Raw genomic sequence first — 24,348 nt, forward strand, 5'->3', positions numbered from 1 at the left:
GGTGTGAAAAAAGCAGGGTGGGAGTTTTTCTCCTCTTCTCTTTTCCTTTCCTCTCTTTTCTCTACCTTTGCTGCTGCCGGGATTGTTGCTGCTGATGTTGTTGTTGCTGCTGTGGCGACGCCTGACCCATGTTCTGGAGGACCTCTTTAAGCATCTGCGCGTGCCTCTGGTCCTCGTCCTTTATCCGGCGGAACACGTCTGCGGCCTTTTGGTTGCCGTCCTTTTCAGCGTCCTGTATGTAGCGCTCGGCGTGCCACAGGAAGGCTAGCTCCTCTGCAAGCTGCTTGTGCACGTTGTATTCGGTATCAGACATTATCGCCCTGGCTTCCTCTTGTGTCATATCTCTTTCTCTGCCTCAATTTAGGCCGGCAGCACTTAAGACAGTCTCGCCTGGCGCTTATAGTCAAATCGTCTAGAATAATGCCAAGGTTAAAAACCGCGTCTGCCGGAGCAAAAAAGAGTGTGGATATATTGTCGGCCACGATAAAGTTCAACCGTGCCGGCGCCGCCAGCGCAGACGAGGCAGCCATAGTCATAACGGGCGTCCCTGACGAGTCAAGGTCGCATGCGGCAAGAAAGGGCGCCAGCACGGCGCCGGACACCCTGAGAGCGGCGTCAAACGAGTCCGAGTTCTTTATGCGTGGCGGCAGGCTTATACCGACGGTGCCAATGCGCGGTACGTTTGACGGCAAGAAGATATTTGACGCAGGCAACGTCGCAAGGGGCAGCACCTACCCGCACACGCTTGTGCTGGCAAAAAAGGGCAAGCTGCCGGTTACAATAGGCGGCGACCACTCGCTCACTGCTGACACGATAAAAGCAGTCTACGAGGCAAGGGGAGGGAGGGAAAAGCTGTCGCTCCTGTACTTTGACGCCCACCCTGATTTCGTCTCGTCTGCCCGCAACTATTATGGCTCTGTCCTCACCGACTCGGCAGGGTACATCGACTTTACAAGGAGCATGGCGATAGGCACAAGGGCGGCAGAGCCGGAAGAGGTTGAAAACGCCAGGAGCGCCGGCCTCCAGATAGTCACGCCAATAGACATGGTCGAGCTGGGCGTGCACAGGGTGTGCGAGGCGATGCTTGCCAAGACTACAGGCATGTTGACGTATATCTCTATAGACCTTGACTGCGTCGACCCTGCGTCTGCGCCGGGCGTTTCGGTGCCGTCGCCGGGCGGCCTTGCCGCGGCAGACCTGCTGTACCTCCTGACAAAGGCGATGAGCCGGTGCAGCGTCGCCGGCTTTGACATTGTGGAGCTCTCGCCCGACTATGACCTCAACAACATGACGGCGTACCTGGCGGCGCGCATACTGTCAGAGTGCATTGCCTCGCTTTCACTCTCGTCCTGACCTCCATTCAGGCCGTCTGTCTGGTTTTGACATACCGCGGCTTATAGAGCGCGCAGGCAAAAGTCAGCCGTGAAGTCGCCGATCACTATCGCCACGCTGCTGGCGATGGCAGCGATGACAATGATGATGATAATAACAAACGTCTCAAGCGCATTTGCCCAGGGCAGCAATGAACTAGTCGGCGGCAGGTACGTCGACGGGGCGGCAGGTTTCCAGATAGACTTTCCAGACGGCTGGAAGGGTCCAAACGCCTACAGCTACCCCATAGTCAGCCCCGAGAGTTTTGCAGGCTGGCCGCCGGCGACCATGACAGTCGTGACGGTGGACGCCCAGTCGGCCAAGGCCGCGTGGCAAAAGCCCGACTTTAAGCTCAGCGCCATCGACGCCTGCAAAGAGATCACGCGCAACTATGTCACGGTGAACAAGATGCGGGCGTCAGAAGTCATCAAGGTGTGCGAGAACGAGTCGTTTGCGAGGACCAAGTCGTACTCGTTTGCCTCAAAGGACGGCATAATAATTGTCACGTTCAACGCAAACTCGACTGCAAGCTATGACAAGTACATCGCCGCATTCGAGAAATCTGTCAGCAGTATCAGGGTCTTCAAGCCGGCAGACATCAGGACGCTCGTCAGGGACCTGAGCGGCCAGCACTCTGCGTTATACAAGGTGGTGGCGCAGCCGGCAGCCGCCGGCAATGGCGGCGGCAAGGCCACTAATGCCGTGGATGTCAGGGTGGACGCCACCTCGCTTGTAAGCAACCTGCAGCTGACGCCGGCGGCAACAGCCGACGGCAAGCGCGCCGTGCTGTCGTTTGACGTAGAGGGCAAGAAAGGCACCCGGGGCGTGACAGAGATCTCGATAGGCTCGCTGCTAAAGGGCCCCTACGAGGTCAGGATCGACGGCGCGTTGACAAAGGAGGTCAAAAAGACAGAAGACAGGACGACCGGTGAGACCCTGCTCTCGATAAACTACAGCCACGACGCCAAGCACAGGATAACGATAACAACAGCAGCTGCTGCGAAAAAGTAGCTCTTTCTCAGAGGGCGTCTACCATCGGCTTCAGGTGATCTGGAAGCTCGGGGAGCTCGCCCATCGCGCTCTTGTTGTTCTGTATAGTTTCCGGGCCTATCCTGCGCACCCTCTGGGTGCCTATCAGAGTGTCTATGCCCCGCTCGATGTCCTTTGGTACGAGTATGCCGGCAAGTTTTTCCTTGAGCACCTTTTCAGAGTCGTACTTTTCTATGGCGTACTGTATCAGCACAAGTTTGTCGTCGTGCGAAAGCGACACCACTACCACAGCCAGGTACTAGCAGGTCAAGGGCTAATAAATTTTCAAGGCTTTATACGTCGCGCAGAGCCAGAAATGGCGGATTGATATGGCCGGCGTCGACGTCGACGCAGCCGGCACTTCAATCGAAGAGCTGAAATCGCTCGTCGCAAGGGGATGAAGATGGTGCAAAAGGTCTGGCCGGCCGCGTTCGCATCCGACGCAGAAGTCAACATCGTCGCAGTAACTGTGGCGTGCCCTGACGGCAGCGTAAGCACAATCAACAAGGCGTACAGGGAAGAAGCGGCCAGGGTCAGGGAGTTAGTTTGCAAGGTCTTTACATTTGTAAAGACGGGTGGTTAAATAACTGCCGTGCAAAGAAAGGGCGAAGAAAAAGGGCAATGCCAGAAAAACGCACGCTGCTAAAGGTCGGCGGGATGCACTGCGCCGGATGCGTCAGCTCGATACAGAGGCGCGTCTCTGCGGTCGAGGGCGTCTCCAAAGTCGAGGTGAACCTTGCAAGCGAAAAGGCGGCAGTCGAGTACGACCCGGAAAAGGTCGGCCTGGCCGAGATCGAAAAGGCAGTGCAGGAGGCAGGCTACAAGGTGGTCTACGAGAGCGTGTCGCTCAAGGTGGAGGGCATCACCGACTCGGCCGACGCGCAGAGGCTTGAAGAGGCAGTCTCAAGGATGGAGGGGGTGCGCACAGCGTCGGTCAACTATGGCAGCATGCAGGTGAACGTCGCTTACAACCCTGCCCTGGTGTCGCTTGCCGACCTGCGCAAAAAGATAGCCGACCAGGGATATTCGATAATATCAGAGACAGAGAGCACAAGCCCGTACGACATCGAGGCGCGCAAGCTGCGCGCCCTTTTTGCAATGGCAGCGGCGTTTGCCGTGCCAGTGGTGCTCTACAGCTATCCAGAAGTCTTTGGCTTTTTGCCCCTTGCAGGCACCAGCATTGCAGCGTACATTGCCTTTGCAGGCGCGTCCGTCGTCCAGTTTGTCGCAGGGAGCAGGTTCTACTCTGGCGCGTTCAGGATAGCCAGGATGAAGTCGGCCAACATGGACACCCTCGTGGTGCTTGGCACTACTGCCGCATATGCGTACAGCGCGTACAGCACGTTTCCAGAGCCGATGTGGCACGGCATCTATTACGATGCCTCGTCGCTCGTCATCACGTTCATACTGCTTGGCAAGTACCTGGAGCTAAAGACAAAGGGCAAGACGAGTGCAGTCATCCGCAAGATGCTGGAGCTCCAGCCAAAGGCCGCAAGGGTAAAGAGGGCCGACGGCACAGAGGCAGAGACGCCGGTGGAGCTTATACAAAAGGGCGACATCATAATCGTCAGGCCGGGCGAGCGCATACCGGTCGACTCGACTGTGGTGCAGGGTGAGTCGGCAGTCGACGAGTCGATGGTCACTGGCGAGTCCGTGCCCGTGCACAAGAGGACAGGCGACAGCACGATAGGCGGCACGGTCAACAGGGAGGGGATGCTGCTTGTCAAGGCGACGAGGGTTGGCTCAGAGTCGTTCCTGTCGCAGGTGGTCAAGCTGGTCGAGGAAGCCATGGGCAAAAAGCCCCCGATGCAAAAGCTGGTCGACAGGGTCGCCGGATACTTTGCGTACGCGGTCATGGCAATAGCGCTTGCCACGTTTGGGGCGTGGTATTTTGTGGCGTTGCCCGGCGACGCCGGCGCGGCGATAATACCGGCAGTGGCAATACTGGTCGTAGCGTGCCCCTGCGCGCTGGGCCTTGCGACTCCGACTGCGATAATGGTCGGGATGGGCAAGGGCGCCTCAAACGGCGTCATATTCAAGTCAGGCGACGCCATCGAGGCGCTCAGCAAAGTAAAGATCGCAGTGTTTGACAAGACGGGCACGCTCACAGAGGGCAGGCCGCAGGTGACAGACGTTGTGCAGGTTAGCAGCAGGGTCGCAATAGAGGGGCAGGCCAGCAACAGTAGCAACATCAGCATCAGTGGTGAGCGCGACGTGCTTGCGCTTGCAGCCACCGCGGAAAACTACTCGGAGCACCCGCTTGCAAAGGCCATCGTCGCGCACGCAAGGGCGGCAGGCATAGAGCCGGGCGACATTTCAGATTTCCAGTCGACTCCTGGCAAGGGCGTCATGGCGGTGCTTGGTGCTACCAAGATCAGGGTCGGGGCTGCAGACATGCTCGAGTCGGCCGGCGTCGACGTGGCGCCGGCGATGCCAGCGGCAGAGCGGCTGCAGTCGCAGGGCAAGACTGCAGTCATCGTGGCTGCAGACGGCGTCGCAGCAGGGGTCATCGGCCTGCTCGACACCCCAAGAAGGGAGGCAGTGGAGGCGGTCGAGGCGCTCAAGTCGCTTGGCGTGGAACCGGTGATGGTGACAGGCGACAACAGGCAGACGGCACAAGAGATAGCGCGCCAGGTAGGCATCGAAAGGGTCTATGCAGGCGTGCTCCCGTCCGGCAAGGTCGGAGTCATAGACGAGCTGAAAAGGCGCGGAGCAGGGACGGTTGCAATGGTGGGCGACGGGGTGAACGACGCGCCCGCCCTGACTGCCGCGGATGTCGGGATAGCCGTCGGGTCTGGAACAGACCTGGCGATAGAGGCAGGCGGCGTCGTGCTGGTAAGGAGCGACGTGCGCGACGTGGTCTCGGCTATCCAGATAGCGAAAAAGACCGTAGGCAAGATCAAGCAGAACCTTGCATACGCGTTTTTGTATAACGTGATACTGGTGCCTGTCGCAGCAGCGGGGCTGCTGTACCCCGCGCTTGCCGGCCTTGCGATGGCGGCAAGCTCGGTATCTGTGACTGCAAGCTCGCTTGCGCTCAAAAGGTGGCAGCCGAAAAAGAAAGGAGGATAAAAAAGGAGGAGGCGGCCTGGTCAGCTAGCTAGCCTGTTACCGTCACCGTTCCCCTCATGTATGGGTGGACCTGGCAAAAGTAGTTGTACGTCCCCTCCTGGTCAAAAGTGACGGCCTTTTCCTCCCCGTGTGCCAATATTCCTGTGTCAAACAGGCCGGTCGCGGCAGGCTCGGCGTCCTGCGGCGCCGCGTCGGTGCTCGTCGCGGTGTGGATCACAAAGTCGTCGTTGACAAACGTCACCGGCTGGCCCTTTTTCACAGTGATGCTCGCAGGCGCATAGTAGGGTGCGGCCTGCCCCAGTATCGACACCCTGCCGGTGTTGTCGTTGTCGTCGTCATCGTCGTTGCCGCTGTTATTATTGTTGCTAGTGCCGTTGTCTGCAGCTTTGCCGCCACCACCGCCACCATTTTCAGACACCAGGATCCGGTATTCTGCCTTCACGTGCCCGAACTGGATGTCTGAGACAGGCAGCGAGTTGACCTCTGCCCGTATGGCATAGACGCCCGGCGCAGGGAACACGGTCGTCAGCGCCATCTCGCCGGTGTGGCCGTGGTACGCTCCGCTCATGGGCATCATCGGGCTCCCAGCCGGCGCGGACGCAGAATGGAGGAACCTGCCCTGCTTGATGCTGACAAGCGCGTCAGGATGCATGATGTTCTTGCCGGTAGCCGCGTCGCGCACGTTGAACACGAGCGTCGTGGGCTGGCCTGCCACTATGTTCAGCGGGTTTGTGGAGAGCTCGAGCTCAACCTTGGCGCCGTTGTCGCTTGCCAGCTCCTTGACGCCGCCCTGGCCTGCCACGTCCACGACAAAGTCGTGCGAGCGGGAGCCAAAGAAAAAGGTCTCGTCCACTTCGGGACTCCTCATCGGGTCGCCCGACTTGAAGATGCGGGTCTGCGCCTCCTTGGGCACGTCCATGCCCATCATCTCGGGGCCAAGCGAGGCTATCTGCACGCTGACGGTGTTCCTGCCCGGCTCCAGGAAGGCATAGCTGAACTCGTGTACGCCCAGGTGGGTGTGCGAAGTCGACGTCTTGTAGACCTCTTCGCCTGCGGGGTTCTTGACTATGATGGCCCAGTCGACGTGCGACAGGGGCGCCCCCGACTCTGCGTCGGCTATCTCTACCCGGATCGTCGCCCTGTCAAACGCATGCACCGTTTCTGGCTGCACGCCAAAAGATACTGTTACGCCGTCAAGGCTCACGGTCTCCATCGGGCTTACCGCAGAGGCGCCGCCGCTGCCGTTCGCCCTTGTTGCTGTGTGTTGCGCCGCTTCTGCCGGGCGCGCCAGAAAAAACAGGCCGGGCTGTGCTGCTGCAAACGCCGCCCCGGTGAGCAGTGCCGCAGAGACGAGGGCTGCGACCAAAAGTCTGCGGCTGTTGTTCTTCCCACCGCCGGAAATGCCGTCATCATTATCTTTGTTTCCGTCCATAGGCAAGCGTCAAGAATTATCTATGTATGCATTGTCCAGAATGGTTCAAGCCCGCCCTTAACCGTTGCAGGCAGCAGGAAACGCGGTTCCATAATACGACGGTTAAACCGCCGCTTTAACCATTCAAGGCCAGCCTTATTACAAAGGCGCGGCAACCAGAAGGCAGGATGACGCAGCTGAAGACGATACAGATTGCCACGTTTGGGGCCGACGACGCCGAAGGAATCGCTTCAGGCATACGCAACTTTCCGGTCCACAAGCTTGCGCTCATTTGCTATGCGGCCGACAAGCAAAAGGCAGACGAGTTTGCAAGGAAGATATCAACTGCCATAGGAATCAGGGCGGCGGTGAACGTCGTCAACCGCGAGAACGTCATTCGCGACACAATGGAGAGGGTCAGCGAGATCCTCAACCGCGAGGGCAGGGACTATGAGCAGGTGTTGATGAACGTCAGCTCCGGCGACAAGCTGATGGGCTGCGCGGCTCTCTCGTCGGCGTTCGTCAACGGCATCAAGACGTTTGGCATGGACGAGGCAGGCATGCCGATGCTGCTGCCGGTGTTGAAGCTGAGCTACAGCGAGATAATATCTGAAGCCAAGCTCAAGATACTCAAATGCATAAACGACCAGGGCGGGTCGGTAGAGAGTTTTGAGCACCTCGAGCAGGTGTCGGGGTACGGCAAGCCGCTCCTCAGCTACCACGTCATGGGGTCAAAGGAGGCCAAGGGGCTGGTCGAGCTGGGCCTGCTCGAAGTGGAAAAGGGCGAGAGGGGAAGGATAGCGTCCAAGCTGACCACGCTTGGCAAGCTCCTAGTCATCAGCAACAGCGCCTTGACCAGTACCACCACCGGCACATGACAACATAGAAGAAAGAGGCATGGCATGTTCCACACGCAAACCCGCCGGCTCAGCCCCGCCGCAAAAAGGTCGCTAGCCAAAAGCGCGCTGGCAGGGGCCGCAACGCTTGCCGCGTACCTGCTGGTCGTGGTCGTGACTACGCCGAGCCTGCCGCCGGCCGCGGCCATAAATGCAGCGTTTGCCATCAACTCTGCGGTGATCGGAGGGAGCGCAGGCGGCGTGGGCGCGCAGGTCTTTTTCAGCTCCTACGCAAAGAGCTTGGGGTGCCCGCTTGGCAGGAGAGGAGGGACTCTGCTTGGCGCCGGCTCCAGAGGCACGACAGTCGCCGGATCGTTCTTTTCCTTCTTTTCGCTCGTCCCCCTCGGCTGCTGCGGGTCGTGGCTGTTCATACTGTCGCTATTGCCGTCGGTATTTGGGGGTACGCTCTCGGCGGTGCTCATCACGTACTCGCAGCCGCTCTCGTATGCAGGGCTTGCAGGAGTGATGGGCTTTGCAGCACTTTCAGGGGTAAAGTTGCGGAGCAGGATTGCACATGCAGCGTAAGACCAGTATCTTTGTTATTGCGGGAGGCATTGCAGTCGCCATCACCATCATTATCATTGCAGCAGCAACAGTCGCAGGGACAGGCTCATTTGTGGCAGACGCTCCTGCCGGCCAGGTACAGCGCCAAGGCCCGGCGGCGACGGCAACAGGCAACTTCATCGTGCCTCCTGAAAAAATAGTGAGTGGTGGGCCGCCGCGGGACGGCATACCATCCATAGACAGCCCCAAGTTCACTTCTGCTTCGGGTGCGGGCCTTGAGGACGGCGACCTCGTAATCGGCCTTGCCATCGAAGGCGACGCCAAGGCGTACCCTCTCAAGATACTGGTCTGGCACGAGATAGTCAACGACGTGGTCGGCGGCGAGCCGGTCGCAGTCACGTACTGCCCGCTCTGCTTCACGAGCCAAGTGTTCAAGCGCACGCTGAGCGGCGACGAATCGTCAGCGGCAGCCGAGTTTGGCACCTCTGGCAAGCTGTACAACAGCAACCTCGTGATGTACGACAGATCCACCGAATCGCTGTGGAGTCAGGCGCTCGGGCAGGCCATAGCAGGCGAGAGGGCTGGCGAAAGGCTGGAGCGCGTCCCGTTCGACCTGGCACAGTGGGGCGACTGGAAGCGTCTGTACCCCCAGTCAAGGGTGCTCTCCCAGGACACGGGCTTTGACAGGCCCTATGGCTCGGACCCGTACGGCAACTATTACACGAGCCCCGAGATCTATTTCCCGGTCGAAAACCGCGACGGCAGACTAGGTCCCAAGGAAGTGGTTGTCGGGTTTGAAAGCAATGGGGTTTACAGGGCCTATCCGCTGCAAAAGATAGAAAACGAGCATGTGATCAACGACTCGATAGGCAGCAGCGACGGCGACAGGCTCAGCGTGCTGCTTGTTTCGCAATATCCGTTCATGACAAGGGCTTTCGACAGGGAACTTGACGGTGGAGGTTGGCAGCAGGTGCTCAAATTTGACTACAAGGACGGCAAGGTGACAGACAGGCAGACGGCGAGCACCTGGGACGTGGAAGGGGTTGCAACAGACGGTCCGATGAAAGGGGCGAAATTGAAGAGGCTCCCGTTTGACATCGGGTTCTGGTTCGAGTGGGCCGCGTTCCACCCCGGGACAGAGCTATTCAGGTAGAGGTAGAGAATCTCTCTTTTTTGAAAGCGACAGGAGGTTGACTTTTTCTGCCTCGTCGTTTACTTTGTCTACAGACTCTTTCTGCCGGTAGAGCTGCTCCTTGCGGGCCTTCCAGCCAGCCATGGCTGCGCGGTGGTCGCCGGAGACCGAATCGGCCCCGCTTTCCTCCTTTCTGCCCTCGCCGCCCCCTCCTTGCTGTGACAACGTCTCTGCGTTGGGGCCGTTCGGATTTTTAACCTTTCTTTCTGGGCCTACAGGCCAGCCAACTCTTTTATGCAATGGCCCCGTAGGGACGTTGTAGTGAAGGCAGTCAGGGTCAAGGACGCCCCCATCCGCAAGCCCGTCGTGATAGCCGCAATGCAGGACATGGGCAACGTCGGGAGCATTGCCATAGACTTTATCAACAAGAGCCTCGACACGCAGCTCTTCCGGTACGTCTCGATCCCGTTCCCGAACTATGTCATAGACAACGGCGGATACATCGACTTTGAGCGTGAAAAGTGGGAATACAGGTACGGCTCGGACGGCGCAGTCGTGGTTTTCGGCGGGGGCATCGGCCAGCCGCAGACGAACCAGGAGCTGTACGACCTGTGCGGCGACGTTATCGACATGGCAATGGAATACGGGGCGCAGCTCATCTACACTCTTGGCGCCTTTCACACCACCAGAGACTATGGCAAGAGCCCAAAGACGCTGATGACTGCGACCACGCAGGCGCTGTCGGAGCAGATACAAAAGCTCGGCGTCGATCCCACCCCGGGCTCGTCGCTGATAACCGGCTTTAACGGCCTAATACTCGGGCTTGCCAAGGAGCGCGGCCTGCCCGGCGTCGGCCTTTACGCCGAGATAGATAACCCGCAGGTGCCCCAGTTCAGGTCGGCAAAGAGCCTCCTGCTCACTCTGGAAAAGCTGACGTACCAGAAATTCCGCGGGATGGACGAGCTTGACGACCTGGCGGCCAGGGTCGAAAGCGAGGTAGAAAGCGGCCTGTGGCGCGACGACCCCACCACTGCCGCTACTGGCGGTGGCGGCGTTTGATCTGCACGTTGCTGCTGCCGCCCGATTCGACGCGCTCCAGCTTGCGGCACAGCATCCTGAACGAGTCTAGCGCGTCTGCCTCGATGACGCCCGGAAGGTGCCTGATGTTTGGCGCATAGTTGGTAGCGACGTACAGATCCTGCACTCTTACCTCTATTGCGATCCCCTGCGAGTCCAGGCTGTCGTCGCTTCCCTTGCTCGACACCTGGACGAGGCCGGCGAGTTTTTTCTGCGCCTCTGTTTCAGTAGGGTAGCGCCCAGACCGCATAGAGTCCTGTATCATCGCGCACAGTTCAGAGACCTTCAATTATTTTCCCTTCTCCCTTCCTTCTTTTGCTTGCCAGAGGGCAGATTATTATATACTATTTTGCTCATCATCTTCATATCTCTCTTTTTCTTACCAACCAACTAACTCCCGCTTTCCCCTTCCACTTCTTCCTCTGGCAGCGGCTGGGGCTCGCGCGCCCCAGAATGCACCTTGAGCTGGCGCCGGTACATGGTCACCACCTCGTCGGTCGTCGTGGCGTCCTCGGGCACTTTGTCGTCTCTCACCTTGCCGGTGAACTTGGGAAAACGCAGTGCAAGGCCGTATCCGGCCCTCACCTTGTCCTTGGCCGCCGCGTGCGACGGGCTCAGCGTTATTTCGGACGCCACCACTTCGATGACTATTGCAGGCTCGAACCACACGTCCATGTCCATGCCCGTCTCGACCCTTGCGTGCTTTTGGTGTATCACGTGGCGCTCCAGCAGATGGTAGAACTGGTCGAGGTGCTCGTCGGTAAAGCCGGTCCCGACCTTGGAAACGCTCTGGAACGTGTCCGTGCAGCGGTCGTAGGCCGCAAGCAAGAGCGCGCCGTACTTGCCCACGCGCCGGCCCCGGCCGTGCAGCGCGCCCACTATGACAAGGTCGAGCGTGTCTGCAAGCTCGGTCCGGTATTCCCTTTTCAGCTTTACCCAGGCGTATTCGCGGGCGCCGGCCCTGTACGTGCTTGACAGCTGCTTTATCATCACGCCTTCGCAGCCGCTCTCTATCGCCCTGGCCATGAACCGGTCTATCTCGCCTGCGCTTGCGGCGACTTGTTGCGGCACTATCCTTATCATCCCGCCGCCGTTGCCTTCTTCGCCGCCGTCCTTCTTCTTGCTCTTGCCCTTGAGCGTCTTTTCTAGGAGCTTTCTGCGCTCCTCGTACGGCAGGCAGGTCATGCTCTTGCCGTTCAGGTACAGGATGTCGAAAAAGTTGATGACGACAGGATAGCTTTCCATCGCCTCCTCCACGCCGTGCTTGCGCCGGCGGTGCATCAGCTCCTGGAACGGCAGGTATTCTTCTGTCTGCGGGTTTATCGCCACCACCTCGCCTTCCATTATCGCCTCGCCCTTGATGGCAGACATGGCTGCCTCTGTCACGTCGGGGTAGTGGCCGGTTATCTTTTCCAGCCTCCTTGAGAAAAGCTCCACCCTGTCCTTGCCCCGGTGGACCTGCACGCGCTCGCCGTCCAGCTTGAACTCTACTGCCGCCCTGCCCTCCATGCGCTCAAGCGCCTCTTCGGCAGTAGTCACACGCTCGGCAAGCATTGGCCGGACCGGCTTGAACAGCGTTATCTGCATCGACCTGACGGCTTCGATGCCTTTTGTGGCAAGCAGCCTTGCCACCGTGCCAAGGTCGCTTGACACATTGTAGGCGTTTTCAAGCACCTCCCGGTTCTTTTTGTCGCCAGTGTATGCCAGCGCAAGCGCGTCCAGCACAGTATAGTCGGCTATGCCCAGCCGGAGCGCGCCCATGACAAACTTCATGATGTAGCGGCCCTCCCTTGCGTCGGCGTCGTTCAACAGGCCGGCGACGAGCCGCAGCTTGGTCTCCTGCGAGCCGGGGCCCGACGTCCTTGCGATGGCGTCAAACGTCTGGTACACGCGCTCGACGGTCATGGGCTCGGAAAAGAGCGTGGACTGGCTCTTTGACATCATGGCCTTGCCGGCGGTATCGCCAATGTCGCCTGTTTCGCGATAAATTTTTTCAACGTCGGACAGGTTCTTGCCTGACGAGCTTGCGATGGCCCGAAGCGCCATGCGCTCTGCAAGGCCCATCTCTATCCCCTCATAGTCGGGATAGAGCTTGCCCTGTATCAGGTATGTGACCTTGCCTATCACGTCGGGCGGCGTCTTTTTCAGGAGCGTGACCAGGTGGTCGGTGAGCGTTATCCTGCTGGACGTCTTCTCCATCTGCTCAAAGGTCTCGACCAGCAGCCTGAACTCCATCTGGCAGCTCTAGCTTGCGGCTTGGGATTAAAGCTTTGTTTTGATGGCAGCAGGTGTTGCTGGAAAGAAAGAAAGGCGTGCATGAAAATGAATGAATATTAAAGGGGGGCACGGAACAAGCGGTGCAATGGGCGGTAACAAGAACAAGCCGGCGGCCAAGCAGGACAAGGGCACAGTGACTGGCCCTGGCGGCGAGATCAAGCCGGCGGCTGCAAAAGATGAGAAGAAGGGCAAGCCGCAGCAGAAAGCCAAGCTTGCAGTCGTGCTGGAGGAGTCGCAGGGCACAAAGGTCATCCAGGGGATGAAGGCGGTGACCGTGCAGGGCGTCGCCAAGGCTGCAGGGGTCAAGATATCGGTGGCAAACTCGTTTGTCAAGTCGCTTGAGGCCAAGGGCGTGCTAAAGAGGGCAGGCGGCTACAGCGGCCACAGGGTGTACGAGAAGGTCAAGTAGTAGTAACAGATTTTTTTACCGAGATCACTTCGCCTGGGCGGCTCGCCTCGATTATTTCCATGTTGCTCAGCACCCTGCCAATCGGATTCATGGCAGGCACGGTGCAGTCGCGCAGGAAAAAGCAGATGCCACCGTTTGACGGCATGAGCGCCATGTCGCCCCTGCGGAACTGCGTCCGCTGCTTTTCAGCGCCGATGACAAGCGCAGTCTCGATGTAGACGCATCTGTCATCGAGCCGGTGGGAGAGCCCCTGTAAGGGGAGCGCCTTTAGGAGCGCGCCGGACGTGGTCGGGGCCAGGTGGCGCACCAGCTCGCACTCGGCCTGCCCCTTGCCTGCGACTTCGGCCACCAGCTTGAGCCTTGAAACAGAGCCGGCCTGTTGCTGTTGCGGCGGTGATGGTGGTGATGCCAATCTCTGGTACGACCACCATCTGATGCGGCATTGTAATGAAAAGGTTTCTGGTTCTTGCGCGCATTGCCAAACTTGCATGACATGCCACGATAAAGCCGGCAGCAGGCAGCCGGCCCCGTGCCACTGAGCGATTTCCTGCTCCCCTTTGAAAACATCAAGTTTGCAAGCGAGGAAGAAGTCGAGTACGCAGAGAAAAAGTACGGAGTCTACGTCACCGACAGGCGGCTGATACTGTACTCCCGCCGCGGCCTGCTGCTGAGATCGGACGACATCATCAGCGAGCGGCTCGACTCGATCCACGGCGTGAAATACAAAGAGGGCGGCTTTCCGTTCCGCACAAAGGGAGGGGTGCGGGCGCGTGATAGCTGACAAGCGTGAAATACAAAGAGGGCGGCTTTCCGTTCCGCACAGCCACGGTTTCAGTGGTCGGAAGTTCCAAGCTGGACATGCGCGGCCCCCCTGCAAGGATGAAACCGCTCTTCCACAGCCTGCAGTCGGTCGTCGGGAGCCATGCAGGCTAGCGCCGCGACGCTGGCGCGGTCTCTCTCACTCTCTGGCGTCGCCTTCCTTCACAACCGATATAAGCAAAACTTGTAAAACCGCAACAACAGCGGGGCCAGGCTGAGCAGGCCGGACGCGATGCCGGAACACCCTCTCCCCTGACCCCTAGGCGTTTTCCAGCATGTAAGATATATACAGCCGCAAGCAAACATTTAATTAGATAGCTGCCAGATTTTGCATTATTCTTGGTAGTCAAGCGCTTTACAAAGAAAACTGCCGCGAAAAAGACCGCCAAAGGCAAGGGCAAGGAAGCAGCAGAAGAGGAGCCTGCCAAGAAATCTGACAGGCCGGCGGACGAGGTAGTCACTTATGCAGAGACCGAGTTTGAGCTGAGAGAGGTTCCGGCGCAGGGGAACAAGGTGCTGATAGGGCTGCCCTGGCTCACCAGGTTCGAGCGCGCAAGGATAACCGGCGCACGCGCCCTGCAGCTGTCGCTTGGCGCGCCCCCGCTGATCGCCCCGCCAAAGGAGGCAAACACGTCCATCCTTCTTGCGATGGCAGAGGTAGAGGAAAAGGCGCTCCCGATATCGATACGCCGCGTACTGCCAAACGGCCTGTACCAGGACATACCGATAGACTGGATGCGCTAGTATTTTCCATTTATCTATTCACTAGATTTCTTTCAGGTGGCTCTCGTCGAATATGTCCGACCCGTACCACCTGTAGCGGAAATAGTCCAGGCACCACTCGTGGAATATCGGGTCGCTGCTAAAGAACATCATGTTCATGTCCGTCTCCCCCTTCTGCGTCGGGAACATGACCGACGCCTGCTTTTCGTTCAGTATGACAGAGACTTCGACCCTGTCGACCATCCTGCGCTCGATGGCCCCCTTGCTCAACAGCTCGTTGTGGCCCAGCTTTTTGAGCAGCTCCTTGCGCCCCTTTGGTATGATGACGTTCTGCGGCAGGACGTAGCTGTATTTGACGCCCTTTTCGGTCACCCGCGCTATGGCCGGCCCTATCAGGTCGATTGGGACTTGGGGCACTATTTCATAGATGTACTGGTCTGCTTCCCGGTAAATGTCCTTCCACCTTTCCAGGATGGCGACCACCCCCTTGACGTACTCGCACCTGTCCAGCGCGCCAAGCCTCATGATGAACTTGATCGGGAGCTCGCCGAGCACGTGCTCCGAGAAATACTCTTTGTGCTTTGAAAGGAAGTTGAAGGTTGGAATCTGCTTGATTATCGTGTTTCCAAACGTGGTGAGGGAGAATATGCCTTCCGGGTCCTTCTCTATCAGGTGGGCGTCCTGCAGCCGGTTGACGTTCCTGTGCGCCTCCTGCATCGTGATGTTCAGGTCCTTGGCGAGCTGCGATATCTTGGCCTTTTTCTCTGCAAGCCGGAACAGGATGGAGAGGCGCTGCTCGCTTGCAAGCTCAAAGAAGGTCTTTTCTGTGTTGGCGTAGGCGCTCGCCGGCTGCGTGAGGATGTCTTCATCTGGCATACGCTATGTGTCTCTCTCCGTATATTGCATCAAGCAGGGGTGATAAAAAACGTTGTTAGCCTCTCTCTCTTCCTTCTTTTTTCTGTAGTCAGTGGCGGCCGTGTGGATGCTCTTCGTGGCTGTGCATGCGGTTCGTGTTCCGCCGCGTCCAGATCCCAAGCCCTATCGTGGCCAGCCCCACTGCAAGCAGGATATAGTCGGCCGGGAGTGCTACGGCCCATATCGGGTTGACCTGCGCCGCGTAGATGAAGAGTATGGCAAGAAAGGCCAGTGCGCTGCCTGCAATGATTTCGCCGTTTACCCGTTCCATTATTGGAGAAAAGGTCATTGCGTCTGTATATTAATTTTTGTCAGCAGCTTTACTGCTCGCGAATGAGCGTTCCTCTGCACTGCTCGCATATCGACTCGTCGATGTTTGACTCGATGCTGTGGTGCACGTCGCATATCAGCAGTGTGTAGCGCATATAGTTTGTCAGGCCGACGAACTTGGCAAGCGTGCTTGGCGTGTACGCCTTGTTGGTAGAGATGTCGCTTGCAATGTCGTCTATCATGCGCATAACCTCCCTGACAGATTCCAGCTTGGTTATCAGCTCAAGGTCGCCCCGGGTGCCCCGGACATAGTTGCTGACTGCTGCCTGCGTGATGCCGAGCACCTTTGCCACGTCTTCCTCCTTGAGAGAATATTCCCTTATCAGCTTCTTGGCAAGTATGGCGCGCACTGCGGGGATAAGGGACTTGGCCTCGATCTCGGAAGGTAGCAGCATATGTGGTTGGCAAAGGCAGATTGCCGAAAATCCTATTTAAAAGTTGTTAGGAGTGCCTAACTTGTTTTCAGGTATTTATATTGCAGGCATATACCATCATTGACGGTCTGGACATGAAGGCGGTATTTGTAAAGGGCCGCAGCGCCGTTTCGGTGGATGAAGTCAGCGTGCCGGCGATGGCGGCCGAGGGCGGCGACGTGCTTGTCAGGATGCGCGCCTGCGGGCTGTGCGGCTCTGACCTTGAAAAGGTGTACGGCGAGTATGGCATGTCGTCTGGCAGGCTCGGGCACGAGCCGGCAGGCGAGGTCGTGGCAGTCGGCAGGAGCGTCAAGGGGTTTGCGCCGGGCGACCGCGTGTTCATACACCACCACGTCCCGTGCTATTCGTGCCACTATTGCCTCCACGGCGACTATACGATGTGCCCCGAGTACCAGAGGAGCAACATTGCGCCCTGCGGCCTTGCAGAGCAGTTCCTCGTTCCCGAATGGAACGTGTCCAGGGGCGGCCTGATAAAGCTGCCGGACAGCATGACGTTTGACGAGGCGTCGCTGATAGAGCCGCTTGCATGCTGCATCAGGGCGTGGAACAAGTGCTCCTTCCAAAGGGGCGACGACATCGCAATCCTTGGCGCAGGGCCGGCGGGGCTCATGCACGTTTTGCTCGCCAAGGCGTTTGGCGCAGGCAAGATCTTTGTCTCCGACATCAACGATTTCAGGCTCAAATACGCCGAGAGGTACGGCGTCCAGGCCGCCTTTAACTCGATAACGGCCAGCGACTTTATACAAAAGATAAGGGAGCAGACGGGCGGCAGGGGCGTCGACATCGCAGTCGTGGCGACCGGCAGCATGAAGGCGCTTGTCCAGGCGTTTGACATGACGAGGAAGGCAGGCAAGGTTATGCTCTTTGGCGTGCCGCCCAAGGGCTCTGAAATGTCATACGACATGAGCAGGCTGTATTCCAGCGAGCACTCGCTCATACCAAGCTACGCCGCGTCGGAGGTGGAGACGAACCAGGCAGTGAAGCTGATAGCAGAAAAGCGGCTGGACATTGCTTCGCTCATCACGCACAGGTTCGACATCAAGGACGCGTCGGAGGCGATCAGGTGCGCGCACGAGGCCAGGGACGCGATGAAAGTGGTAGTGACGACTATGGCAGAAGGCCCGTAGAAACTATATATAATAAAAACGGCCCCTTTCCTGCGATAAACCACATGGACTGGGGAATGAAAAACCGCCTTTCAAAGATAATCAAGCCGCAGGACGGCCGCTGCCTCATGCTTGCAGTCGACCACGGCTACTTTCTCGGCCCGACAGAGCGACTGGAGGATGCGCAAAAGACGATAGCACCTCTTTTGCCATACGCAGATTCTCTGATGCTGACAAGGGGTATACTGCGCAACTGCGTGCCGGCCGAGCGCGACATACCCATCGTTCTCAGAGTGTCTGGCGGCACCAGCATCATAGGCGAGGACCTCTCAAAAGAGACGATAACCACCTCGATAGAAGAGGCGATAAAATTGAACGTCTCGTGTCTTGCCCTTTCGATATTTGTCGGAAGCAAGTACGAGCACCAGACGCTTGCAAACCTTGGCAAGCTGGTAGACGAGGGCGAAAAGTACGGCATCCCGGTGCTTGCAGTCACGGCGGTCGGAAAGGAGATGGGCCGCGACGCCCGCTACCTCGGCCTTGCGTGCAGGGTCGCTGCAGAATTGGGCGCCCACATCGTCAAGACGTACTATTGCGACAACTTTGAAGACGTGGTGGAAGCGTGCCCCGTCCCGCTCGTGGTGGCAGGAGGCAAAAAGCTCCCCGAGCAGGAAGCGCTGAAGCTGGCGCACGACTCTGTCACGCACGGGGCGGCCGGCGTCGACATGGGCCGCAACATCTGGCAGTCCGACTATCCTGTCCCGATGATAAAGGCGGTCAAGGCCATAGTGCACAGCAAGGCTGACGTAAAAGAGGCGTACGACGTTTTCATGCGCGAGCGCGAAAAATACAGGCAGAAAGAGCCCCAGAAAGTAAAGGCGGTAGCAAGGTCCGGCGATTTCGACTAGCTAGCCGCCATCGTTGCTGCCGCCTGGCATCCTGGAGAAATGCTGGTGGAGCATCTTCCACCCGCCGCCATCATCTCCTTTTCTGGCTTTTTGCAGCACTATGGTCACCCTTGACCTGTTGTTCACCGCAGTCCCCCGGAAGGAATAATCGTCGACGATGATGCCGGTGCTCTGCAGCTCAAATGTTGCGACGGCTGCGCTGTCGCCTACCAGGTCGATCCTCATCGCCTCGATTTTAAAGTCATAGTCGGAGATGCTTGCAAACTGGAGCTGCTCAAGCATCAGGGCCCGCTCCAGGTCGCGCCTGTCGTACGGCGGCGAGTCGCCAAACTTTGTGAAATCGTCGCTGAAGAACGACGGGATGTTTTCTATCTCCTTGCTCTTGGCTATCTGGAAATAGCTGTAGATGAGATCGCGGATCTGCGACTTGGCTGCTGCATTGTTGCTGTTATTATCATCATTGTCAGGCGCGCTCAAGAGAAAGGCGACTCGATCAGCTCTTGCCTCCCACTCTATATAAATAAAAGGAACGCACGCCCTGCTCAGGCTCTTTTCTCCATTATCATGACGTATTCCGTAGGGTAGGCGAGGCGGTCTGCCTTGGCAGTCGCCGCAAACCTGCCAGTCTTTTCGTCCCTCGTCAGCGGCAGGATCTTGGCCGGTATCGGGCGCCTGATTATTCTGTGCACGCAAAAGCCGACTTGCTCCATCGATTCTGCAAAGACTTCGGCGTTTCGTATCTCTACTTTTTTGAGCGCCGTGTCGCCTATCACTATGGCGGCCCTGCCCCCCGGCTTTAATACCCGGTACATTTCGTGGAAGCACTGCTGCATTTCCAGGAAATACCTCTCGACCCCGGCCGCTTCTCGCCTGTCGACCAGGCGCAGCTTTTCCACGGTCTCTATTCCAAGCCTGCTGTAGAGCGCAGGCCCTTTTGCAACATCGTCCTGCTTTTGCACAGAGCCAATGAACTTTTTTCGAAACTCCGACAGGCCGTCGCCCCTTGCAAAGCCGAGCCAGATAGCAGTCAGCTGGTGCAGGTCGGCATACTCGTACGACGTGACGTAGGGCGGGCTGGTCACGATTAGCGACGCAGAGCCGTCGTCGATGCCAAGGTGCCTTGCGTCGGTATTGTCGATGATGCATTCCGGCTTTTTTGTTGCCCCGCCCAGCAGGCGCCAGAACTCGGCGTTCTTGGCAAGCATCCTGCGCACCTGCAAGTGGAAAGCTGGATAGACGGGTGAGGGAACTTTGTCCCTGTCGCGCGTGGGCTTGACGGACTTGAGCATCCATATCGAGCAGCCCTTCAGGATGTTTGAAAAAGCGCACAGCAGAAAGGTCCTGACTTGTGGATCGCCGGTTTCGTTTATTTTTGAAAGCAGGACTGCAAGGTCGCGCTTTTGCTTTGCAGGGAACCAGTAATCGATCCGCGGGTGCGTCGCCACTGCTGCCGCCGCCGCTGCCGCAACATCATCAACAGACAGGCGGGCGGCGACAGACTTGGCGCCGCCATGACCGCTTTTCAGCGCAGTTTTTACGCGGCCCAAAAGCCGCTGCACTGCGGCAGACAGCCTTTCCGGCTCTATCGGCGTGGTCTTGGCCCGGCTTATCAGCGCCGCGACGGGGTTGATGTCCGTGCCGTACGCCCTGCGCCCGTTGACAAGGGCCTCAACAAGCGTCGTGCCCGAGCCCATGAATGGGTCGCATACGAGGTCGCCGGGCCGGCTGTTCTCCCTTATCAGCCGTGCGGCAAGCTGAGGGATGAACTTGGCAGGGTACTTGTGGTAGCCGTGCGTGATGTACGAGGTGTCAGATCTCGATGCGTCCCGGAACGACCACGAATCGTCAATTTCCAAGGACTGCACTGCAAAGGTGTGATGGCGCCATAGCTATAACAATTTTTTCTTTCAGAGGGAGAGAGAGATGGCAACGCACTCTAGTTCAGGATGCAGCGCGACGTAAAGGAACTGCACGCAGTATTTTTAAGCAGACGCGACCAACACAGGCAAGTGTAATGATGATGACAATGATTGCCAGCCAAAAGGCAAGGAACTTCTTTTACCCAAACAGGCACACTCTGGCGATCTTTTCTCTTTTGTCTCTCTTGGGAATCGGTTTCATTTTGCTTCAAGCCTATGGAAGGGTTTCAGATCCCGGCTGGCTGTTGCTCTTGGAGCTTGTCGTTTACGCCACCTTTCCAGTCTGGATTGCGATTGAACCGATGGCGTACCAAAGCGCCCATCTCCCGATCGCTGCGTCGCTAGTTTTCTGCTATCTGTACCTGCTAGCTTGTACGGCAAGCTATGCGCTGCGGTGGTTCAAGAGAATCGGCAGCCCTGGTCAGCCAACCAGCAATCAAGCAACAACAGGTTAAAGCACCGCCTGCTATACAGACGGCGCCTCCTCCCTGCCAGAAGCTTTATAAATTATCTGGCCCCAATCAGGCTCCAGATGCCCGCAGCTGGCAGCAATAAACCTAGGCACAAGGTTAAGATTCTAGTCCTGTCGTACCCTGCCTAGACAAAGATCTGCCCGTCTCGGTGCGAGCGTGTGTGTGGGTGTTTGTCTTCAAAAAACAACAAAACTGGTGATAATATAGAAAATGGTGGAAATGACCGGCGCAAAAGCGTTGATCCATGCCCTTGAAAAGGAGGGCGTAGACGTAGTCTTTGGACTCCCCGGCGGCGCAAACCTCCCGATATACGACGCGCTGGTAGGCGCAAACCTCCGCCACATACTGGTGCGCCACGAGCAGTCGGCCGCGCACATGGCAGACGGCTACGCCAGGATAAAGAGAAAGTCCGGCGTGTGCTTTGCCACGTCGGGGCCGGGCGCCACCAACATCATAACGGGGCTTGCCACCGCATATGCGGACTCGATACCGATGGTCGCAGTCACCGGCCAGGTTCCGTTGGCGATGATAGGCAAGGACGCCTTCCAGGAGACAGACATCATCGGAATCGCGAACCCCTGCACGAAATACGCCTTCCAGCCGAGGCAGGCCGCAGAGATACCAGAGGACGTGAAAAAGGCGTTCTACATAGCCGAGAGCGGCAGGCCAGGCCCGGTTCTTGTCGATATACCAAAGGACGTCCAGCAGGCTACGGCCGACATGAAGTTCCCCGACCTCATCAAGGTCAGGGGCTACAGCCCCGTGGTGGACGCCGACCTGTCGGAGGTTGGCAAGGCTGTAGAGCTGATACTAAAGGCCGAGCGCCCGATAATAATGGCAGGTGGAGGCGTCATCCTCTCGGGCGCGTTTGCCGAGCTCCAGGCGCTTGCAGAGCTCCTCATGATACCCGTGGTCACGACGTTCAAGGGCAAAGGGGCGTTCCCGGAGAACCACCCGCTTGCGATGGGCCCCATAGGCATGCACGGCCACCCCGAGGCGAACAAGATAATCATCGAGGCAGACTGCATAATAGCTATCGGCGCCCGCTTTTCAGACAGGTCGGTGGGCAGGTTCGACGAGTTTGGCAAGGGCATGAGCATAATCCACATGGACATCGACCCTGCCGAGATAGGCAAGAACAAGTCGGTCGACGTGGCCATAGTGGGCGACGTCAAGTCGTCGCTGCGCACGCTAGTCAAGCTGCTTGCCAAAAAGGTGGTGAAAAGAGAGGCGGACAACCCATGGCTCAAGCGCAGGAAGGAGATAATTTCATACTACTCGGAGACGATGAAGGACTATCCGCGCGAGATAACGGCCAAGAAATCGCTAAAGAAACTTCGCGAGCTCTTGCCTGCAAACGCAATCGCCACCACGGAGGTCGGGCAGTGCCAGATGTGGGCCTCGCTCCACTTTGACGTGATAACGCCCGGCACGTTCTTTAGCTCGACCGGCCTTGGCACGATGGGCTTTGGGTTCCCGGCGTCCATAGGCGCCAAGGCGGCAAGGCCCGAAGTGCCCGTGGTGGACATCGCCGGCGACGGCTCGTTCAACATGACTGAAAACTCGCTTGCAGTGTCCGTATTGGAAAAGCTGCCGGTAATAGTGTTCCTCATGAACAACTACATGCTCGGCATGGTGGCGCAGTGGCAGCGCACGTTCTACAACCGCAGGTACAGCGGCGTGCACCAGCACCAGTGCCCCGACTATGTCAAGGTGGCAGAGGCGTACGGCGCGCAGGGCATAAGGGCGCAGTCGATGGCCGAGCTTGAGAAGGCCATCAAGACCGCGATAAAGAGCGACGTGGCAACAGTCATCGACATCCCGATAGACCCCGACGAGGACGTTTACCCGTTCGTGGCTCCCGGCACGAGCCTCAAGGACATGATAACAGGAGCGTAACGGCAGGGATATGGTGGAAAGCAATAACGGCAACTCGGACTGGCACATCGTCTCGACGCTCGTAGAGAACAAGCCCGGCGTGCTGTTCCGGGTAACCAACCTGTTCAGGGCGCGCAATTTCAACATCGAGTCTATAACAGTCGGGCTTACGGAGCAGAAAGACCTTTCAAGGATGACGATAACGACCAAGAGCGACGAAAAGACGCTCGACCAGCTCGTAAAGCAACTCCGCAAGCTCATAGACGTTGTGGAAGTCAAGGTGCTCGACCTTGACAAGTCCGTGTACCGCGAACTGGCGCTGTTAAAGATGAAGGCAGTCGACCCGACGACCAGGAGCGAGATAATGAACTATGCCAACATATTCCGTGGCAACATCATCGACATCGGCAAGGAAACGATAACGGTCGAGATAACCGGCACGCCGGACAAAATAGATGCCTTTATGAATCTGGTCGAACAATATGGCATTGCGCAGTTGGCAAGGACTGGCGTTTCAGCGTTGCCAAGGGGTGCAGAGCTTTGAGCGGGCAGCAAGACAGAGTCAGGATTTTCGACACCACGTTGAGGGACGGCGAGCAGACGCCGGGCGTGAGCGTCACGCCCGAGCAAAAGGTGCAGATAGCTATCAAGCTGGACGAGCTTGGGGTCGACGCGATAGAGGCAGGCTTTCCCATAGTCTCCCAGGGCGAGATGCGCGCAATCAAACAGATAGCGGGCAGCGGGTTGAAGGCAGAGGTGTGCGGCCTTGCCCGCGCCACAGAGGCCGACATCGACGCCGCCATAAAGTGCGACCTCAAATACGTCCACACGTTCATCGCCACTTCGGACATACACATGCAGTACAAGTTAAAGATGAGCCGCGAGCAGGTGCTCGAGCGCGCAGTCCACGCAGTCGAGTACGCAAAAAAGCACGGCCTGCAGGTCGAGTTCTCGGCAGAGGACGCGACGCGCTCTGACAGGGCGTTTCTGCTCCAGGTGTTCAGGGCAGTGGCAGAGGCGGGCGCAGACAGGCTCGACATACCGGACACCGTCGGGTATGCGACGCCGCAGTACATCACCCAGATAGTGACAGACGTCAAGAACGCCACCGGCCTCCCGATAAGCATGCACTGCCACGACGATTTCGGGCTTGCGGTGGCAAACTCGATAGCAGGCATAAACGCAGGAGCCGCGTGCGCCCACGTCACGATAAACGGCCTTGGCGAGCGGGCAGGCAACGCCTCATTGGAAGAGTTTGTGATGGCGCTCCAGTGCCTCTACAACAAAAAGCACGGCATCAAGACGCAGTTGCTCTACGAGGTGTCCAAGTTCGTGTCAAACTCGATGGGGATAATAGTCCAGCCCAACAAGGCGATCATAGGCGAGAACGCATTTGGCCACGAGTCTGGCATCCACACCCACGGCATAATCAACAACCCGCTCACGTACGAGCCGATAAGCCCCGAGCTTGTGGGCCGCAAGAGGTGGCTCCAGGCAGGCAAGCACGCAGGCGCGCACGGCATCAGGGCGATGCTTGCCGAGTTTGGCATCAACCCGACTGAAGATCAGCTGCGCCTCATCGTTGAAAAGCAGAAAAACATTGCAGACAAGGGCAAGGCCATAACTACTGCGGAACTATTATCGATAGCAGGCGAGGTCATGCAC

30 protein-coding genes are annotated in these 24,348 nt (G+C 58.0%); 18 read left to right on the top strand and 12 right to left on the bottom strand.

The window, feature by feature from the left end; genetic code table 11:
* Positions 1 to 61: 61 nt before the first annotated feature.
* Positions 62 to 340, bottom strand: a complete 279-nt coding sequence (locus WKI84_RS06205) for a hypothetical protein (protein WP_337862665.1) — start codon at positions 338 to 340, stop codon at positions 62 to 64.
* 131 nt (positions 341 to 471) lie between these two features.
* On the opposite strand from WKI84_RS06205, the gene WKI84_RS06210 reads away from it, so the two are divergent.
* Positions 472 to 1,353, top strand: coding sequence for an arginase family protein (locus WKI84_RS06210; protein ID WP_337862666.1), 882 nt, complete (start codon positions 472 to 474; stop codon positions 1,351 to 1,353).
* A gap of 69 nt (positions 1,354 to 1,422) precedes the next feature.
* The gene (locus tag WKI84_RS06215) at positions 1,423 to 2,382 is read left to right on the top strand and encodes a hypothetical protein (RefSeq protein WP_337862667.1); all 960 of its coding nucleotides are present in this window, start codon (positions 1,423 to 1,425) and stop codon (positions 2,380 to 2,382) included.
* A 7-nt stretch (positions 2,383 to 2,389) separates the two neighbouring features.
* Here WKI84_RS06215 and WKI84_RS06220 read toward each other — a convergent pair whose 3' ends face one another.
* Positions 2,390 to 2,650 carry a hypothetical protein gene (locus WKI84_RS06220; RefSeq protein ID WP_337862668.1) on the bottom strand — a complete coding sequence of 87 codons (261 nt, stop codon included), beginning with the start codon at positions 2,648 to 2,650 and terminating at the stop codon, positions 2,390 to 2,392.
* 153 nt (positions 2,651 to 2,803) lie between these two features.
* On the opposite strand from WKI84_RS06220, the gene WKI84_RS06225 reads away from it, so the two are divergent.
* Complete coding sequence (locus WKI84_RS06225; RefSeq protein WP_337862669.1) at positions 2,804 to 2,983, top strand: hypothetical protein; 180 nt, start codon at positions 2,804 to 2,806, stop codon at positions 2,981 to 2,983.
* 38 nt (positions 2,984 to 3,021) lie between these two features.
* Positions 3,022 to 5,472: a heavy metal translocating P-type ATPase gene (locus tag WKI84_RS06230; RefSeq protein WP_337862670.1), complete on the top strand. Its 2,451-nt coding sequence runs from the start codon at positions 3,022 to 3,024 to the stop codon at positions 5,470 to 5,472.
* Positions 5,473 to 5,500: 28 nt separating this feature from the next.
* Here the strand turns inward: WKI84_RS06230 and WKI84_RS06235 are convergent, their stop codons facing one another.
* Positions 5,501 to 6,904 carry a plastocyanin/azurin family copper-binding protein gene (locus WKI84_RS06235; protein WP_337862671.1) on the bottom strand — a complete coding sequence of 468 codons (1,404 nt, stop codon included), beginning with the start codon at positions 6,902 to 6,904 and terminating at the stop codon, positions 5,501 to 5,503.
* Positions 6,905 to 7,071: 167 nt separating this feature from the next.
* Between WKI84_RS06235 and WKI84_RS06240 the strand changes: the two genes are divergently transcribed.
* Genes WKI84_RS06240 through WKI84_RS06250 form a run of 3 tightly spaced genes read left to right on the top strand, consistent with a single transcriptional unit; the run spans position 7,072 to position 9,436 of the window.
* Positions 7,072 to 7,761, top strand: coding sequence for a hypothetical protein (locus WKI84_RS06240; RefSeq protein ID WP_337862672.1), 690 nt, complete (start codon positions 7,072 to 7,074; stop codon positions 7,759 to 7,761).
* A 24-nt stretch (positions 7,762 to 7,785) separates the two neighbouring features.
* Entirely contained in the window at positions 7,786 to 8,304 is a 519-nt protein-coding gene (locus WKI84_RS06245) for a hypothetical protein (RefSeq protein ID WP_337862673.1), read from the top strand.
* The gene (locus tag WKI84_RS06250; protein WP_337862674.1) at positions 8,294 to 9,436 is read left to right on the top strand and encodes a DUF3179 domain-containing protein; all 1,143 of its coding nucleotides are present in this window, start codon (positions 8,294 to 8,296) and stop codon (positions 9,434 to 9,436) included. The genes WKI84_RS06245 and WKI84_RS06250 overlap by 11 nt, the downstream gene beginning before the upstream one ends.
* On the opposite strand, the gene WKI84_RS06255 is transcribed toward WKI84_RS06250, so the two are convergent.
* Positions 9,425 to 9,640: a hypothetical protein gene (locus WKI84_RS06255; protein WP_337862675.1), complete on the bottom strand. Its 216-nt coding sequence runs from the start codon at positions 9,638 to 9,640 to the stop codon at positions 9,425 to 9,427. The genes WKI84_RS06250 and WKI84_RS06255 overlap by 12 nt on opposite strands.
* A 96-nt stretch (positions 9,641 to 9,736) precedes the next feature.
* Between WKI84_RS06255 and WKI84_RS06260 the strand changes: the two genes are divergently transcribed.
* Entirely contained in the window at positions 9,737 to 10,474 is a 738-nt protein-coding gene (locus tag WKI84_RS06260) for a PAC2 family protein (protein ID WP_337862676.1), read from the top strand.
* Here the strand turns inward: WKI84_RS06260 and WKI84_RS06265 are convergent.
* Both WKI84_RS06265 and WKI84_RS06270 read right to left on the bottom strand, forming a co-directional pair.
* Positions 10,452 to 10,781: a hypothetical protein gene (locus WKI84_RS06265; protein WP_337862677.1), complete on the bottom strand. Its 330-nt coding sequence runs from the start codon at positions 10,779 to 10,781 to the stop codon at positions 10,452 to 10,454. The genes WKI84_RS06260 and WKI84_RS06265 overlap by 23 nt on opposite strands.
* Positions 10,782 to 10,882: 101 nt before the next feature.
* Positions 10,883 to 12,727 (bottom strand): ATP-dependent DNA ligase, encoded by a 1,845-nt coding sequence (locus tag WKI84_RS06270; protein WP_337862678.1) that lies wholly within the window; start codon positions 12,725 to 12,727, stop codon positions 10,883 to 10,885.
* 127 nt (positions 12,728 to 12,854) lie between these two features.
* On the opposite strand from WKI84_RS06270, the gene WKI84_RS06275 reads away from it, so the two are divergent.
* On the top strand, positions 12,855 to 13,178 hold the full coding sequence (locus tag WKI84_RS06275) for a hypothetical protein (RefSeq protein WP_337862679.1): 324 nt from the start codon (positions 12,855 to 12,857) through the stop codon (positions 13,176 to 13,178).
* Here WKI84_RS06275 and WKI84_RS06280 read toward each other — a convergent pair.
* Positions 13,171 to 13,590, bottom strand: coding sequence for a cyclophilin-like fold protein (locus WKI84_RS06280; RefSeq protein ID WP_337862680.1), 420 nt, complete (start codon positions 13,588 to 13,590; stop codon positions 13,171 to 13,173). The two genes, WKI84_RS06275 and WKI84_RS06280, sit on opposite strands and share 8 nt — an antisense overlap.
* Positions 13,591 to 13,707: 117 nt before the next feature.
* Between WKI84_RS06280 and WKI84_RS06285 the strand changes: the two genes are divergently transcribed.
* The 3 genes from WKI84_RS06285 (at position 13,708) to WKI84_RS06295 (ending at position 14,741) form a co-directional block, all read left to right on the top strand.
* Positions 13,708 to 13,959: a hypothetical protein gene (locus tag WKI84_RS06285; RefSeq protein WP_337862681.1), complete on the top strand. Its 252-nt coding sequence runs from the start codon at positions 13,708 to 13,710 to the stop codon at positions 13,957 to 13,959.
* Positions 13,960 to 13,964: 5 nt separating this feature from the next.
* Entirely contained in the window at positions 13,965 to 14,111 is a 147-nt protein-coding gene (locus tag WKI84_RS06290) for a hypothetical protein (RefSeq protein WP_337862682.1), read from the top strand.
* Positions 14,112 to 14,336: 225 nt separating this feature from the next.
* The gene (locus WKI84_RS06295; protein WP_337862683.1) at positions 14,337 to 14,741 is read left to right on the top strand and encodes a DNA-directed RNA polymerase subunit K; all 405 of its coding nucleotides are present in this window, start codon (positions 14,337 to 14,339) and stop codon (positions 14,739 to 14,741) included.
* A gap of 21 nt (positions 14,742 to 14,762) precedes the next feature.
* On the opposite strand, the gene WKI84_RS06300 is transcribed toward WKI84_RS06295, so the two are convergent.
* The 3 genes from WKI84_RS06300 to WKI84_RS06310 form a co-directional block, all read right to left on the bottom strand.
* On the bottom strand, positions 14,763 to 15,596 hold the full coding sequence (locus tag WKI84_RS06300; protein WP_337862684.1) for a transcriptional regulator: 834 nt from the start codon (positions 15,594 to 15,596) through the stop codon (positions 14,763 to 14,765).
* An 88-nt stretch (positions 15,597 to 15,684) separates the two neighbouring features.
* Positions 15,685 to 15,924, bottom strand: a complete 240-nt coding sequence (locus WKI84_RS06305) for a hypothetical protein (RefSeq protein WP_337862685.1) — start codon at positions 15,922 to 15,924, stop codon at positions 15,685 to 15,687.
* A 31-nt stretch (positions 15,925 to 15,955) separates the two neighbouring features.
* Positions 15,956 to 16,360 carry a transcriptional regulator gene (locus WKI84_RS06310; RefSeq protein ID WP_337862686.1) on the bottom strand — a complete coding sequence of 135 codons (405 nt, stop codon included), beginning with the start codon at positions 16,358 to 16,360 and terminating at the stop codon, positions 15,956 to 15,958.
* A 113-nt stretch (positions 16,361 to 16,473) separates the two neighbouring features.
* On the opposite strand from WKI84_RS06310, the gene WKI84_RS06315 reads away from it, so the two are divergent.
* A complete protein-coding gene (locus WKI84_RS06315; RefSeq protein WP_337862687.1) occupies positions 16,474 to 17,526 on the top strand; it encodes a zinc-dependent dehydrogenase in 1,053 nt (350 codons plus the stop codon).
* A 44-nt stretch (positions 17,527 to 17,570) separates the two neighbouring features.
* Positions 17,571 to 18,413, top strand: coding sequence for a 3-hydroxy-5-phosphonooxypentane-2,4-dione thiolase (gene lsrF, locus WKI84_RS06320; protein ID WP_337862688.1), 843 nt, complete (start codon positions 17,571 to 17,573; stop codon positions 18,411 to 18,413).
* Here the strand turns inward: lsrF and WKI84_RS06325 are convergent, their stop codons facing one another.
* Positions 18,414 to 18,890, bottom strand: a complete 477-nt coding sequence (locus WKI84_RS06325) for a nuclear transport factor 2 family protein (protein WP_337862689.1) — start codon at positions 18,888 to 18,890, stop codon at positions 18,414 to 18,416.
* A gap of 65 nt (positions 18,891 to 18,955) precedes the next feature.
* Positions 18,956 to 20,269, bottom strand: a complete 1,314-nt coding sequence (locus WKI84_RS06330) for a site-specific DNA-methyltransferase (RefSeq protein WP_337862690.1) — start codon at positions 20,267 to 20,269, stop codon at positions 18,956 to 18,958.
* A gap of 158 nt (positions 20,270 to 20,427) precedes the next feature.
* On the opposite strand from WKI84_RS06330, the gene WKI84_RS06335 reads away from it, so the two are divergent.
* The 4 genes from WKI84_RS06335 to WKI84_RS06350 form a co-directional block, all read left to right on the top strand.
* Positions 20,428 to 20,787: a hypothetical protein gene (locus tag WKI84_RS06335; protein ID WP_337862691.1), complete on the top strand. Its 360-nt coding sequence runs from the start codon at positions 20,428 to 20,430 to the stop codon at positions 20,785 to 20,787.
* A 228-nt stretch (positions 20,788 to 21,015) separates the two neighbouring features.
* Positions 21,016 to 22,704 carry a biosynthetic-type acetolactate synthase large subunit gene (gene ilvB / locus WKI84_RS06340; RefSeq protein ID WP_337862692.1) on the top strand — a complete coding sequence of 563 codons (1,689 nt, stop codon included), beginning with the start codon at positions 21,016 to 21,018 and terminating at the stop codon, positions 22,702 to 22,704.
* Between the two features lie 10 nt (positions 22,705 to 22,714).
* Positions 22,715 to 23,227, top strand: coding sequence for an acetolactate synthase small subunit (gene ilvN, locus WKI84_RS06345; RefSeq protein ID WP_337862693.1), 513 nt, complete (start codon positions 22,715 to 22,717; stop codon positions 23,225 to 23,227).
* On the top strand, positions 23,224 to 24,348 hold a 1,125-nt coding region (locus WKI84_RS06350), incomplete at its 3' end, for a 2-isopropylmalate synthase (protein WP_337862694.1). The genes ilvN and WKI84_RS06350, both read left to right, overlap by 4 nt.

The sequence above is a fragment of the Nitrososphaera sp. genome (assembly GCF_037447015.1).
In the GTDB taxonomy this organism is placed as follows: Archaea; Thermoproteota; Nitrososphaeria; order Nitrososphaerales; family Nitrososphaeraceae; genus Nitrososphaera.